This is a genomic window from Bacillus sp. NTK074B (assembly GCF_017303375.1).
Lineage (GTDB): Bacteria > Bacillota > Bacilli > Bacillales > Bacillaceae_B > Rossellomorea.
Genome location: NZ_JAFKOH010000009.1, coordinates 88,121 through 103,375, shown reverse-complemented (window position 1 = coordinate 103,375; position 15,255 = coordinate 88,121). Strand labels below are relative to the sequence as shown.

Here is a 15,255-nt window from a genome sequence, read left to right as displayed (position 1 = left end):
AATGGAGGAATCAACATGGCTAAGAAAGCGCCTGAGATCGGGGATTATAAATACGGATTCAGCGATAAAGACGTTTCCATTTTCCGCTCGAAACGTGGTTTGACCCGTGAAATTGTGGAAGAAATCTCCCGCATGAAAGAAGAACCTCAATGGATGCTTGATTTCCGTTTGAAATCACTTGAGCATTTTTACAATATGTCAATGCCTCAATGGGGCGGAGATATGCAGGAATTGAACTTTGATGAAATCACTTACTATGTAAAGCCATCTGAAAGATCTGAGCGCAGCTGGGATGAAGTACCTGAAGAGATCAAGCAAACGTTTGATAAATTAGGTATCCCCGAAGCTGAGCAAAAGTATCTTGCAGGGGTATCTGCACAGTATGAATCAGAGGTTGTATACCACAACATGCAATCGGATCTTGAAGACATGGGAATCGTGTTCAAAGATACAGATTCCGCCCTTAAAGAAAATGAAGAGCTATTCCGTGAGCATTGGGCGAAGGTTATCCCTCCAACGGATAATAAATTCGCTGCCTTGAATTCAGCAGTATGGTCCGGTGGATCTTTCATCTATGTCCCTAAAGGGATAAAGGTGGATACTCCACTTCAAGCTTACTTCCGTATTAACTCTGAAAATATGGGTCAGTTCGAGCGTACGTTGATCATCGTTGATGAAGGCGCGAGCGTTCACTATGTAGAGGGTTGTACAGCACCGGTTTATACAACGAATTCACTTCACTCTGCAGTCGTTGAAATCATCATCAAGAAAGATGCGTACTGCCGTTATACGACCATCCAAAACTGGGCGAACAACGTGTTCAACCTGGTTACGAAGCGAGCTGTATGTGAAGCGAACGCAACGATGGAATGGGTGGATGGAAACATCGGTTCTAAACTAACGATGAAATATCCTGCGGTCATCCTTAAGGGTGAAGGCGCACGTGGTATGACGCTATCCATTGCACTTGCAGGTAAAGGGCAGCACCAGGATGCCGGAGCGAAAATGATTCACCTGGCACCAAATACATCTTCTACAATCGTTTCTAAATCCATCTCAAAACATGGTGGGAAAGTGACGTATCGTGGAATTGTTCACTTTGGCCGTAAAGCGGAAGGCGCACGCTCAAACATCGAGTGTGACACGCTGATCATGGATAACCAATCGACTTCTGATACAATTCCTTACAATGAAATTCTGAACGATAACATTTCATTGGAGCACGAAGCGAAGGTCTCGAAAGTATCGGAAGAACAATTATTCTATCTTATGAGTCGCGGTATTTCAGAGGAAGAAGCAACAGAAATGATCGTAATGGGCTTCATCGAGCCATTCACGAAAGAACTTCCAATGGAATATGCAGTTGAAATGAACCGTCTGATCAAGTTTGAAATGGAAGGTTCAATCGGTTAATATACTTTACAAACTCCCTTGATGGATCATTATCAGGGGAGTTTTTTCATTTTCAAAATGGCATGGACTCATTCGTAAAGGCTAATCTAAAGAAAACACGACACGAGGGATTAATTCTATTATTTTATATGGGGATCAATATTTTGAAAGTACGTCATTCTCCCATACTTTCAGGCAGCCTGCTTTCACAGTGAATTTAAATTCACTTTCATATTAGATTGCACAACAATCATTTTATATTTCATTACTAACCAGCAGGAATATACCACGGTGTGACCTCAATCGATCTAAACATAAGAATTTCCATTGCCCTTATGATAAAATGGACATGTTCATAATAAAGCAGGTGAATGCGGATGATATACATAGGAGTAACAGGTTGGGGAGATCATGATATCCTTTATGAGAATGTCTCGCCACGTGATAAGTTAAAAGAATACGGAGCCCACTTTCCCATCGTAGAAGTGGACACAGCGTTTTACGCTGTTCAACCTGTTCGTAATGGTGAAAAATGGGTGCGGGAAACACCGGAAAATTTTAAATTCATTGTAAAAGCCTACCAGGGAATCACCGGGCATCAGCGTGGAGAAATTCCCTTTGAAACAAAGGAAGAAATGTTCCTTGCATTCAAGGATTCCCTTGCGCCATATGTGAATGCGGATAAATTAGCCATGGTCCTGCTTCAGTTTCCACCATGGTACGATTGTAAAAAAGAGCATGTTGCATATATCCGGTACTGCAGGGAGCAATTGAAGGACTTCCCCCTTGCACTAGAATTCCGTCATCAAAGCTGGTTCAGACCAGAGTATCGGGAAAAAACCCTATCCTTCATGAAAAAAGAAGGCTGGATCCACAGTATTTGCGATGAACCACAGGCAGGAGAGGGATCAATCCCCATGGTACCCGAATCCACTCACAAAGAGGCTACGCTCATTCGGTTTCACGGCAGGAATGTGTACGGATGGAATAAACCGAATGGGAAAGACTGGCGTGAGGTTCGCTATCTCTATCGATACAATCGCGCGGAACTGGAAGAATGGATTCCTTACATTCATCACTTCCATGAGAACTCGAAAGATTTATATATTTTATTCAACAATAATTCTGGAGGAGACGCCGCAGCAAATGCGAAAGAGCTGATAGAATTATTAGGCATTAAATATGACGGGCTTGCACCGAAGCAGCTGGATCTTTTTTAATGACAGGAGATGAAAGATAGATGGAATGGATTGTTCTTCTATCCATTGGGCTTTTAGCAGGGGCAATCGGTTCCCTCGTCGGACTCGGCGGTGGTGTGATCGTTGTACCTGCCTTGATATACTTTGGTACATATACAACCTTGATAGATGGCATGAACCCTCAGACGGCTGTAGGTACATCTTTGGTCATTATGATCTTTACGGGATTATCGTCCACCCTTGCCTACTTAAAGCATAAAACCGTCGATTATAAAAGCGGTTTGATTTTCTTTGCAGGGAGCGGACCCGGTTCGATTGTCGGTGCCTGGGTGAATAAAGGATTGAATATGGAGACCTTTAATCTTTATTTCGGAATTTTTATGATATTGATTGCCGTCATTCTGATGGTGAGGAATAAATTGAAGCCCATTGAAAAATTCAGGAATGCTTCCTTCCAGCGGCAATTTACCGATCCGAACGGAATGACTTTCCGCTACGGATACCCTCCTTTATTGGGCGCAGCCATTGCCTTTGTGGTCGGATTTACATCCGGTTTATTCGGCATCGGAGGAGGTTCATTGATGGTTCCTGCCATGATCCTGATCTTCTTATTCCCCCCTCATGTGGCCGTGGCAACGTCCATGTTCATGATTTTTCTGTCGGCAATCGTAAGTTCCGGCACACATGTCCTGTTCGGGAATGTGAAATGGCTGTACGCGCTGGCTCTCATCCCTGGAGCCTGGTTCGGGGCAAAGATCGGGGCCTTTATCAATACGAAGCTCGAATCAAAAGTATTGGTGAGCGTACTGAGAATTATATTGATTTTAATTGGAATTCGATTGATTTATCAAGGAATGACAGGATAATATACCTCCTATAGGAGTGAACGATTTATGAGAGAAACCATTCATATTTATCATACGAACGATCTTCACAGTCACTTGGAACATTGGCCGAGAATAAGGGATTTCCTCAAACGGCGAAAACAGCAGCATGAGAAAGACGGAGAAACGGTTTATGTATTCGATATCGGAGATCACATTGACCGCTGGCACCCTTTAAGTGAAGCGACGCTGGGACTCGGGAATGTGGAGTTATTGAATGAAGTGGGGTACGATGCTGTCACGATCGGCAATAACGAAGGAATCACCCTGGATTATGATGATTTAAACAACCTATATAAAGAAGCTGAATTTGATGTGATTGTCGGGAACCTGTTAGACCGGTCATCCAAGCGTCCGAACTGGATAGATACTCACCGGATTTATGAGTCCCGGAATGGAGGAAAGGTGGGTGTCATTGGGTTAACGGCCTATTTCAAACCCTTTTACCAAGCTCTCGGCTGGAATGTCACCTCACCCTTGGAGGAGCTGAAGAGACTGGTTCACGAACTTCATCCCCAAGTGGATATGATCATCCTCCTTTCTCACTTAGGCATCAGGGATGACGAAATGATTGGAGAGCAATTCCCTGAGATTGATGTCATCCTCGGTGCCCATACCCACCATGTATTACCCGAGGGCAAATTGGTTAAGGGAACCATGCTGGGTGCTGCCGGGAAATATGGTCACTACGTCGGTCATATGGCCATTGAAATGGATACGGTCACAAAACAAATCGCAGGAAAAAAGGCACGGCTTTATAAACAGCATGAACTTCCGTCAGTGGATGGGGAAGAAGAGGAGACTCTGAGCTGGAACCGCAAGGGGGAAAGATTATTAGAGCAGGAAATTACCCGGCTGAAAGCACCTCTTCCAGTCGATTGGTTTCACGCGTCCCCCCTTCCGTATCGTCTCTGTGCAGCACTTGTAGAATGGTGTGGTGCAGATTGCGGATTCCTGAATGCAGGTCTGCTCATGAGTGGCCTTCATGAGGGTGCGGTCACAAAGCAGGATCTGCACCGCATCCTTCCCCACCCCATCAACCCCTGTTTGATCCGGATGAAGGGGTCTGAGCTGAAGGAAATCATTAAGCAGACTCTCAATGAGGATTGGCCGAATCTTGAGGTGAAGGGCCTTGGGTTCAGGGGAAAAGTGATGGGGACATTTGTTTATTGCAATATTCACTTTCATAACCATGAAATCCTCATTGGGGACTCCCCAATCGAGCCTTTAAGGATGTACAAACTCGCGCTACCTGATATGTTCACTTTCGGCCACTTCTTTCCAGATCTTCAAAGGCTCGAGAAAAAGTACTTTATGCCGGAGTTTTTGCGAGACGTTTTGGAGTGGAAATTAAAACAGTAAATAGGTCACCGTTTTCTTACTCATAACATACATATGAGTGAAGGGAGCGATGAAATATGATGAATGTATCTCCAATTACCATTGGGGGACATACTTTTACAGCCATTTCTGTTGAACTTCCGAAAACGAATCTCCTCGTCGTGACGAGTGAAAAAGGATATATTATGTGTGGGGCACTTGATGTTGCGCTGCTGAATGAGAAGTTAAAGGACAGGAAGATCATCGCTGGAAGAGCGGTCGGTGTGAAAACCATTGATCAGCTACTGGATGCGCCACTTGAGTCCATCACCTACGAAGCTGCGAATCTCGGTATCCATACAGGGATGGCTGGCAGGGATGCCTTGTTAAAGATGATATAAACGTTGAGTATGACCAGTGCTTATTAGGGAGTATCTGGTCTTTGTTTTGTGAGGGGAGAGGAGATTTACGAGAAATAAAAATACTTTTACAGGGCATTTGGATATAAAATGGACTGTTCCGGCATTTTAAACCGTATTTATTTTTCTTCCATGACTTTTACTCCTGACTATTGCGTCGAAACTCGGAGGAATTGCGTCATTTTTTGATTTTTCGCTTCAAAACCAAATGGAATTGCGTTTTTTTAAAAGGCTGTTTTCGCAAAGATTGTTGCTATTCGCATACCAACTAAGATTTACGATGCTCTGTCATTTAAGTTGTGGTGCAAGAGGGTGAAGGGAACAGTCCCGCTTTCCACGGACGTTCGGCCAAGCCTCCTCAGCAAAAACCGCTTCCGGGGTCTCGGCACGCCCGTTTTCCGTAGGAGTCTACACAGTTCACTTCACCCTCTAAAGTAGTAAGTAGGTGACTAGCAAATTAGTTTGTGACCATCCGTTTAAAAAGAGTAACGGACTATTAAATAAAATCAGTCACTGCACCGAATGAAAAAGCAGTGGCAGGCATACGCAATCTCCACATTTCTTTTGTGATTGTCATACTTTTCGTCTGTCTAGTTGATTGGAGCGGAAGGTGCTCAACTCACGCCCCGCGGAAAGCGAGCACCTGTAGCGGAAATCAACCGCCACTCGCTACATCCAAAAGCAACAATGTTTACGAAAACAACCTTTTTAAAAAAAGAAATCTAATCTTCTACCATGCAAGCACCCCAAAAAACTCCACTCAAAACCCTTGTTTTCTTCAATATTCTTTCATGAATATTTAACGAAATACACCTTGCAAGATCACTTTTATGCTTTATAATGGAGATACTAGGAAATTTTGTCGAAAAATGAAAGAATTACATAGGAGAATTCTATGAGGCTTATATCAACACGGGCTTTAAAACCCGGCATGGTTCTAGCTACAACGGTATATAATATGAGAGGTCAAGCTTTGATTCATGATAATGTTCCTATTACAAAACGCATGATTTTCAGGCTGCAAGAGCTTAGTATTCAGTATGTCTATATTGAAGACTCTCTTTCCAGTGGAATCCATGTGAAAGGGACCGTTTCGAGTAAAGTGAGACAGCAGGCGGTCAATGATATAGAGAAGGCCTTCAATCAATTAAGCGCATCGGATGCATCACCCGGTGTCCTGATGACTGAAGACAGCGCCAGGCAATTGAAGCAGGTGATCAATGTCGTCCTGTCAGAAGTAAAGGCGAATCATGACCTTCTCACCATTTTGACGGACGTGTTTACATACGACTCCTATATTTTTCACCATTCATTTAATGTAACGTTATATACGCTGTCCATCGGTCTTGAACTCAAGCTGTCACAGAAGCAGCTGGAGCAGCTCGGGGTGGGAGCGATTTTGCATGATATCGGTAAGATGCTTGTGCCGGAGGAAATCCTACTAAAGCCGGGGAAACTTACAGAAGATGAATTCTTGGAAATCAAGAAGCATTCGGAGCACGGCTTTGAAATACTTAGGCAGCTTCATTCTGTGTCCCTGATCATCGCCCACTGTGCGTATCAGCATCATGAGAGGCTCGACGGCTCCGGTTATCCACGGGGAATTAAGGGGGAAGACATTCATCCATTTGCAAAGATCATTGCTGTTGCTGATGTGTTTGACGCCATGACCTCAAATCGGGTGTACAGGAAAGCGATGCTCCCCCATCAGGCTTTAGAGGTATTGTATGCGGGATCTGGCTCCCTATTCGATCCACATGTAATTGAAGCCTTCCGCTCATCGGTGGCGATCTATCCAAATGGCATGATCGTGGAACTGAATGATGGACGGAAAGGGATTGTCACAGACCAAAATAAAGGGGTGACAGATCGGCCGGTCATCCGGATCATTGAAGAGGGTGGCAGGGAACTGAACACTCCTTATCCACTCGATTTAAGCAGGGAATTGGACAAGGTGATTACAGGTTTTGATCCGGATTATGAACCCCAATCTCTTAAGATTAAATAAATTTTTGCGTTAATCCCCTCTTACAGAGCATACAAATAGCTTGTAAGGGGGGATTTTTTTGTCAAAGTTCAAAACCTACAAACCCCGAAGAGGAGGTCCACTGCCTTTTCGACATGTTATGATCATTACATTTCTGTTCTTTATGATTTCCACTGGATTTGGATTATGGATCATTAACAAAGGGTTAAAACCGACCCTTCTTGCTTATGCCGAGACACAGACGAGCAGGATCGGTACCCTGGTGATTAATAAAGCGATCAATAAAAAGATTGCCGATGTTCTGGATATTTCGGATATAACCGAAGAAGTGAAGAACCAGGAAGGCGATATTGTTTCGTTCAAATATAATACGCAGACCATCAACAGGGTCCAGGCAGAAATCACGAATCTGGTCCAGCAGAATCTTCAGGAAGCAGAGGCCGGGAATATTGAAAATCTTGAGTTTCTCACAGAGGTGGAAATTGATAAAGGCAAATCGAAGACTGCGAAGGGCATTACGTATTCCGTACCTCTAGGTCAGGCTACGAACAACGTTTTGCTCGGGAACTTGGGGCCGAAAATCCCCATTCGCTTTCATTCCATCGGTGACGTACGTTCCGATGTGAAAACGACGGTAGAGCAGTTTGGAATCAATAACGCAGTAGTGAAGGTGTTTGTGGAGCTTGAAGTAAATGTACAAATCATCATCCCGTTTGCAACGAAAACCGAAACGATCAAGCAGGATATCCTGGTTGCGATGGGGACGGTTCATCTGGATGTACCGCAATTTTATAATAATGGTGGAGGGGGATCGAGTCCTTCCATTGAATTTCCCACAAATTAGTCCGGGAAAAAAGTTGTCAAAAGAATGATAGTTTGTTATATTAATAAAGAAAATTTTATAACACACCACATCATCAGTCCGATGGGGTAGAGGCGCAGGGTTCAAGAGTAATCTGTTCGAGGATGACAACGAAGAAAACAGATGAAAGGGAATCTTTGCCGAAGTAAATATGCTTGTCAAAGGTCTATTTACTGGGGTTGTCTTGAAGAAGGATAACACTGTCATTATAGGGAAATCTCTATAATGGGGAGCTACAGATCGTGATGGAGCACTTACGTTACTAACAAAGGTAATGATAGTTTCTCTATCGTTGCCTTTTTTTATTATCCTCTGTCATGCTACGATGGTTCCCCCCTATCAAATAGGAGGAGGACACTATGGAAAACACGATTTACTCATTATTACCACCCCTTTTAGCCATTCTTATGGTTATACTCACAAGACGGGTCCTGCTTTCATTGGGAGTAGGAATTGTCGCATCTGCCTTTCTGTTGGCGGATTTATCCATTCCTAAAACATTCAGCTTTGTATGGGACGCCTTTAAGGGCATCTTTGTCGCTGATGGCGGCCTGAATACTTGGAATGTCTACATCATTTTCTTCTTACTCATTCTCGGTGTGATCACGGCATTTGTGAATATCTCAGGCGGGAGCCGCGCGTTCGGTGAATGGGCGATGAAACGAGTGAAGACAAGGCAGGGTGCACAGCTTTTGGCTGCGGTATTAGGTATCATCATATTTATTGACGACTATTTTAATGCCCTTGCTGTCGGACAGGTTTCAAGACCCATCACGGACCGTCATAGAATTTCACGTGCAAAGTTAGCTTATATCATCGATTCAACCTCTGCTCCGATTTGTGTCGTTTCACCGATTTCGAGCTGGGGAGCATATATTATCGGAATCATCGGTTCCATTCTTACTGCTCACAGTATTACGGAGTACACGGCATTTTCAGCTTTCATTCAAATGATCCCGATGAACCTATATGTGTGGGCAGCGGTCCTGCTTGTTGTCATGGTTGCTTATAAGGGACTTGATTTCGGTAAAATGAAAGAGCATGAAGTGCGTGCCATTGAAACCGGAGATCTTTATGATCCCGGCAAAGAAATTCCCGGTGAATTGAAAAATGATCTTCCTGTCAGTTCAAAAGGATCTGTGGGTGATCTTGTCTGGCCGATTGTGGCTCTTGTCATCGGTACAGTTTCCATGATGCTATGGACTGGATATCAAGCGGTGGGATCTTTTGATCTACTGCCGATCTTTGAAAATACAGATGTTACTAAATCGCTATTATACGGTGGATTATTCGGACTGGTGATTTCCCTGATTTTCTTCCTTCGCCAAGTAAGCCTGAAAGGAATTGAAGGCAGTGCTCTTGGAACGGCTGTACTGGAAGGAATCAAGTCAATGCTGCCGGCTGTTTATATTTTAATCTTTGCCTGGACCATCGTAACACTGATTGATCAACTGCAAACCGGTACATATCTTGCCGGACTGGTTGAACAATCGAGCTTACCAGTGCAGGCGCTGCCGGTCATCTTATTCCTGGTCGCCGGAATTATGGCTTTCTCAACGGGAACTTCTTGGGGGTCGTTCGGGATTCTCCTGCCGATCGCCGGAGAAATTGCAGCAGCATCGGATGTCAGCATTTTACTTCCTGCCATGGCAGCGGTCCTTGCAGGATCAGTGCTGGGTGACCACTGCTCGCCGATTTCGGACACGACGATCCTTTCCTCTACAGGTGCAGGAAGCAATCATATCGATCACGTCATCACCCAGCTTCCATATGCGATCATCGGTGCGGTTGTAGCCGCAATCGGATACCTCGTATTAGGATTCACTGGAAGCACCATCCTCGGACTCGTGGTTGTCATCATATTAATCATGGCAATCGCTTTACTGTTCGGTGAAAAAGCAAAGCCAGCATCTGCAGAATAATGGAATTGAAAAACCAGGAGCTAACCCGCTTCTGGTTTTTTTTCTTGATTGGAAGTTGAATCCGCTGCATGATTCTATCTCCTCCCATTCCCTAAAAACCGACAAATTTCTTATAGTGAAATAGTACTGCAGGCATTTTATAATATTCTCACTGATTCACTAAAATAAAGCTTTGACAATTGTCCTGGAACTAGCTATACTGACTTTAGATTATAAATAATCTGAAAATATAAAAATTTCAAATACCTCTTGAAAGGTAGTTGGAAAGAACTAGGGGGGAACAGCATGGAAAATCGTGCACAGTTTGGTACACGAGCAGGATTTATTCTGGCTGCTGTCGGATCGGCAATCGGACTAGGGAACATTTGGCGTTTTCCGGCAGTAGCGTATGAAAATGGCGGGGGAGCATTCTTCATTCCTTATTTATTCGCTCTTCTGACAGCAGGAATTCCATTATTAGTACTTGAATTTACAATTGGTCATAAGTACCGTGGTTCAGCACCGTTATCTTATTTCCGTCTTAATAAGAAAACAGAATGGCTTGGATGGTGGCAGGTATTAATTGCATTCGTTATTTCCACCTATTATGCCGTCATTATCGCCTGGGCGATGTCCTACAGTGTTTTTTCTTTCAATTTAGGTTGGGGAAAGGATACAGAATCCTTCCTGTTCAGCGATTATTTAAAGCTTTCAGTTGATGCAGGTCAGACGGGCAGTGTGGTTCCAGGGGTATTCATCCCCCTTGTGATCGTATGGGCCGTGACGCTCGGTATTCTTTTCAAGGGTGTAAAGAAAGGGATCGAAGTAGCGAATAAAATCTTTATTCCAGCACTTGTTATATTATTCTTAATTATAGTTGTTCGCGCTTTAACTTTACCTGGAGCGATGGAAGGTCTGGATGCATTCTTCAAACCGGACTTCAGCAAAATCGCTGATCCTGGTGTATGGGTAGCGGCCTACGGGCAGATTTTCTTCAGCTTATCCATTGCCTTTGCGATCATGATTACGTACTCAAGTTATCTGCCGAAGAAATCGGATATTACGAACAATGCGTTCATTACAGGATTTAGTAACTCGGGATTCGAGTTATTGGCTGGTATTGGGGTATTTGCAGCACTAGGTTTCATGGCTCAATCACAGGGAGTTGCTGTTCAGGATGTTGTAAGTGGAGGAGTGGGACTGGCGTTTGTGGTCTTCCCGCAGATCATTAACGAATTCCCGGCATTCAACGAAGTATTTGGTTTCTTGTTCTTTGCTTCTCTGGTCCTTGCCGGACTGTCATCGTTAATATCGATCTCGGAAACATATGTAGCAGCGGTTTCTGAGAAGTTCGGAATCTCCCGTAACAAAGCTGTTCTATTCGGTGGAGGACTTTCAGCCGTTATCTCCATCCTTTTTGCCACACAGGGAGGTCTATTGTTCCTGGATGTAGCTGATTACTTCATCAACCAATTTGGAGTGGCGTTTGTAGGATTGGTGGAAGTAGTTGTGATTGCCTGGTTCCTTCGTAAACTGGGAGCATTCCAGTCTCATGCCAATGGAATTTCAGATATCCAGCTTGGAGCATGGTGGAAAGTATGCTTAGGCGTTATTACACCAATCGTCCTGGGATGGATGATGTTCGGTTTGTTCAAGATGAATTTACTAAAAGAATTTGAAAATGAAACTGGAAACTACGGTGGCTACTCAGATACTTTCATCCTTTACAGTGGATGGTTTGTAGCGGCATTTGCCATCCTGGCAGGAGTAGCCTTCGGATTCAAACGCTGGCATGCCAAATCGAATGCTGATAGCTATAAGGAGGTAAGCTAACATGTCTGGTAGCGCAATTGCAATGATGGTGGTCGGAGTGATCGTCATCTGGGGTGGATTAGCAGCTAGTATCATGAACGCTGTTTCCAAATCAAAAAAACAGGTATAAAAGGAAAAAGCAGACGATGGATCCTCCATTGTCTGCTTTTTTAATGTTTCCTGCTTTCCATTCTGTCCTGGCGTTCCCACATTCTTAGATGAGGATACGGATCAAAGGACCATTCTGTCAGGCCGTTATCCTTATACATACCGTAATGCAAATGGGGAGGGAATTTCCCTGACGTTCCCGGTGGTCCATAACCTGAGCTTCCGACCCCGCCGATCACCATGCCCGGCTCAACCACCTGTCCTACATGAAGGTCTTTCGCAAAACCACTCAAGTGAGCAAAGTAGTGATACGTATTATTGATGTCACGGATGCCGATGCGCCAACCTCCATAACGGTTCCAGCCTTTCATTTCAATGATACCGTAGGACGTGGCTCTTACCGGTACGCCGTAGTCAGCGAATAGATCCGTCCCTTCATGGATTCGTCTTCCACCCCATCCACGGGCATCTCCCCATGTGTTCCGGTAACTATAGTTAAATCTCAAGGGGAGTGGAAAGGCTTTTTTATTCAGGTGAATTGTTCCGTACTGTTTATATATTTTGGCATTTCCCATGATGATACTGACGGTTTTATCCCGTTTGTAATAATCCCAAAGGGCCAACTTGAAGTTATCACGATCGATACCATATCTCAGTATAAAGTCCGTTAAGGCAGCTAGGACATCTTCATCACTTTTCAAGCTGGCTTTCCCGTCCAGGTCCCCGTCCCGACCGATTCCATTGAAAAGCGCAATCGTTTCCGGGTTCTCATCATCAGAGTGTGGATTCAGAGGGCCAATCCACTTTTCGGATTCCATAAAAATCGAGATATAAGAAGATGGCTTTTCTCTATCTTTACGGGCGAACCGGAGACTTCGTTCATATTGATCAACGGCAGCTAAGTAGTACCAGGGAATATGAGTCAAAGCCTCGCTCTTCTGAAACAATTCCATTCTTTTGGTGTGAATCTGCTCATCCGTAAGCTTTTCTTCTGCAAAGCCTTGGGTTGGGCTTATCACGAAGGAGAAAAGAACAATGAGTAAGACCAATCGTTTGTACAAAATAATCCCTCCATTTTTAGGGGCCTATTTGTAGTTTGTATCGTTCACCGGGATTCATAATCATCAATAAATGGTAATAGGGTATCGCATGCTTGTTTTCACTTTTTTAGTATGATAAAGTGACAAAAGAAGTATATTGATGATGGCTTGTTTACATAGGATGAACGATACAGCGTTTCACTCTTTGCCTAAGTCAGATTATTTAGGATTGGAGATGAGGGGTATGAGCAAGAAAGATGAACATATTCGTAAACCGGATTGGCTTAAGATTAAGCTGAATACGAACGATAATTATATGGGCTTGAAAAAAATGATGCGTGAGAACAATCTTCATACTGTGTGTGAAGAGGCCCGCTGTCCGAATATTCATGAGTGCTGGGGAACAAGACGTACGGCTACTTTCATGATTCTCGGGGATATTTGTACACGCGCCTGCCGTTTTTGTGCGGTAAAAACAGGTCTTCCGACTGAATTAGATCTAAAAGAACCAGAACGTGTTGCAGATTCTGTACAAATGATGAATCTTAAGCACGTGGTTATTACAGCTGTTGCCCGTGATGACTTGAAAGACGGCGGTTCACAAGTCTTTGCTGAAACCGTTCGCGCCATCCGTCGTAAGAGTCCGTTCACTTCTATTGAAGTGCTGCCTTCCGATATGGGGGGAGTCTTCGATAACATTAAGACGTTGATGGACGCTAAGCCTGACATCATGAACTACAATGTTGAAACGGTCCGCCGCCTTACTCCAAGAGTTCGTGCCCGTGCGACCTATGATCGTACATTGGAATTCCTGCGCCGTGCAAAGGAACTAAATCCTGAGATCCCGACAAAATCAAGCATCATGGTTGGTCTGGGGGAAACGAAGGAAGAAATCCTTGAAACGATGGATGATCTTCGCGCCAATCATGTTGATATTGTGACACTGGGGCAATATCTGCAACCATCGAAGAAACATTTGAAGGTTCAAAAGTATTACCATCCAGACGAATTTGCCGAACTTCGTGAAGCAGCTATGGAAAAAGGCTTCAGCCACTGTGAAGCAGGTCCGCTTGTACGTTCTTCTTACCATGCCGACGAGCAGGTGAACGCAGCTGCAAAAGCAAGACAAGCCAAAGGTGAGCAGGAAGTTCAAAATGCATAATTTCACATAACAAGAAAAGGACTGACGTGTCGGAGATGCTCTCTAACGGTCAGTCCTTTTTGTAACAGATGGTTTTCTTCGAGGTCCAGCTGCGGCGGCTAGCCCCTCGAGGTCATAAGTCAAATCAACCAAAAAGGCAAAGAGCGCCTTTCCGGTTGATTCGTCTTATGCTTGTCGGGTCTGACCAAGCCGCCTCCGCTTTTCTTGATGTCCAGCTGCGGCGGCTAGAGGCTCGAGGTCATAAGCTAAATGGACCAAGAAGGCAAAGGGCGCCTTCGTGGCCCATTCATCTTATGCTTGTCGCCTCTGACCAAGCCGCCTCCGCTTTTCTTTATTCCATCATGTTATTGTTGTCGGTATAATCGTTGCGTTTCTGGCGGTCCATATTGATTTTATGGGTGTCGTCGTCACGCATTTCGTATTGATCAGATGTCATTTCGCCGTTGGCATTCTCTCCCGAGTCGACATTTCTTCCTTGAGGAGAGTCTTTCAGCATAAGATTGATGGTGTCGTCAATCGCTGTATTGACGTTTTTACTGTCGCTATCCATTTTGGCCAGGTTTTCGACATTGCGCATCAACGATTTATCATCGGTTACATAGACATGATACCAACGTGGGATGACAGACATGGCTGTTTTCTTTACCTGATCGGCTACTTCAAAGCGTCCGTTTTTATCTTTTTTGTCGGTCACATAGGAGACAAGCACTTCTTCGTCTGTCACTAGCGTAGAGCAATCCTTCACGTTAGGAAGGGCGACACTCATCTTGCTGATGCTGTCAGCTACCTGCTCCCGGTTGATGCTATACATATCCTTCGTGGAGATGTTCTGACCACCGGTAGGACTTTTCTGCTGTCTGACATAACCGAAGTCTTCACCTCTGTGGGCTCCTTTTTTGGTCCAACTGTCTTCGTTATACAGGTCTTCCCTGTCCCTAACATTGATCGTATTTCCGTTATCGTGGAACATTTCTTCATTGGCCGTGTCAATGCCATTACAGGCAGTTCCGATTAGCGTAATGCTCAGTACCGTCGTACCTAAAATTAATTTATTCAACTTAAACACCCCCTATTTGATAGGGTGACCATCTTGTATGGTAATTTTTCATAGAAATTAATGGACAATCCGTTATAATTTAAGATAAGGAAACGAAAGTGGGTGGACAGAG

Annotated in this window: 13 protein-coding genes and 1 riboswitch; of the genes, 11 read left to right on the top strand and 2 right to left on the bottom strand. The window is 44.2% G+C overall.

The window, feature by feature from the left end; genetic code table 11:
• Positions 1-15 precede the first annotated feature (15 nt).
• The 10 genes from sufB (at position 16) to JI667_RS15645 (ending at position 11,906) form a co-directional block, all read left to right on the top strand.
• Complete coding sequence (gene sufB, locus JI667_RS15690) at positions 16-1,413, top strand: Fe-S cluster assembly protein SufB (protein WP_206856831.1); 1,398 nt, start codon at positions 16-18, stop codon at positions 1,411-1,413.
• A 356-nt stretch (positions 1,414-1,769) separates the two neighbouring features.
• Positions 1,770-2,612, top strand: a complete 843-nt coding sequence (locus tag JI667_RS15685; RefSeq protein WP_206856829.1) for a DUF72 domain-containing protein — start codon at positions 1,770-1,772, stop codon at positions 2,610-2,612.
• A gap of 20 nt (positions 2,613-2,632) precedes the next feature.
• Positions 2,633-3,457: a sulfite exporter TauE/SafE family protein gene (locus tag JI667_RS15680; protein ID WP_206856828.1), complete on the top strand. Its 825-nt coding sequence runs from the start codon at positions 2,633-2,635 to the stop codon at positions 3,455-3,457.
• A gap of 27 nt (positions 3,458-3,484) precedes the next feature.
• On the top strand, positions 3,485-4,837 hold the full coding sequence (locus tag JI667_RS15675) for a bifunctional metallophosphatase/5'-nucleotidase (RefSeq protein WP_206856827.1): 1,353 nt from the start codon (positions 3,485-3,487) through the stop codon (positions 4,835-4,837).
• Between the two features lie 56 nt (positions 4,838-4,893).
• Positions 4,894-5,196, top strand: a complete 303-nt coding sequence (locus JI667_RS15670) for a YunC family protein (protein WP_206856826.1) — start codon at positions 4,894-4,896, stop codon at positions 5,194-5,196.
• Positions 5,197-6,109: 913 nt separating this feature from the next.
• Positions 6,110-7,222 (top strand): HD-GYP domain-containing protein, encoded by a 1,113-nt coding sequence (locus tag JI667_RS15665; RefSeq protein ID WP_206856825.1) that lies wholly within the window; start codon positions 6,110-6,112, stop codon positions 7,220-7,222.
• A 58-nt stretch (positions 7,223-7,280) separates the two neighbouring features.
• Positions 7,281-8,045 (top strand): sporulation protein YunB, encoded by a 765-nt coding sequence (gene yunB / locus JI667_RS15660; RefSeq protein WP_206856823.1) that lies wholly within the window; start codon positions 7,281-7,283, stop codon positions 8,043-8,045.
• Between the two features lie 79 nt (positions 8,046-8,124).
• Positions 8,125-8,307: riboswitch (Lysine riboswitch) on the top strand.
• Between the two features lie 115 nt (positions 8,308-8,422).
• Entirely contained in the window at positions 8,423-9,985 is a 1,563-nt protein-coding gene (locus JI667_RS15655) for a Na+/H+ antiporter NhaC family protein (RefSeq protein WP_206856822.1), read from the top strand.
• A gap of 285 nt (positions 9,986-10,270) precedes the next feature.
• Complete coding sequence (locus JI667_RS15650; protein WP_206856820.1) at positions 10,271-11,797, top strand: sodium-dependent transporter; 1,527 nt, start codon at positions 10,271-10,273, stop codon at positions 11,795-11,797.
• Position 11,798: 1 nt separating this feature from the next.
• Positions 11,799-11,906 (top strand): methionine/alanine import family NSS transporter small subunit, encoded by a 108-nt coding sequence (locus tag JI667_RS15645; protein ID WP_206856817.1) that lies wholly within the window; start codon positions 11,799-11,801, stop codon positions 11,904-11,906.
• 40 nt (positions 11,907-11,946) lie between these two features.
• Here the strand turns inward: JI667_RS15645 and JI667_RS15640 are convergent, their stop codons facing one another.
• Positions 11,947-12,948, bottom strand: coding sequence for a M23 family metallopeptidase (locus JI667_RS15640; RefSeq protein WP_414635246.1), 1,002 nt, complete (start codon positions 12,946-12,948; stop codon positions 11,947-11,949).
• Between the two features lie 220 nt (positions 12,949-13,168).
• Here JI667_RS15640 and lipA point away from each other — a divergent pair, with 220 nt between their 5' ends.
• On the top strand, positions 13,169-14,086 hold the full coding sequence (gene lipA, locus JI667_RS15635; RefSeq protein ID WP_206856815.1) for a lipoyl synthase: 918 nt from the start codon (positions 13,169-13,171) through the stop codon (positions 14,084-14,086).
• A gap of 331 nt (positions 14,087-14,417) precedes the next feature.
• Here lipA and JI667_RS15630 read toward each other — a convergent pair whose 3' ends face one another.
• A complete protein-coding gene (locus JI667_RS15630) occupies positions 14,418-15,152 on the bottom strand; it encodes a YhcN/YlaJ family sporulation lipoprotein (protein WP_206856813.1) in 735 nt (244 codons plus the stop codon).
• Positions 15,153-15,255 lie beyond the last annotated feature (103 nt).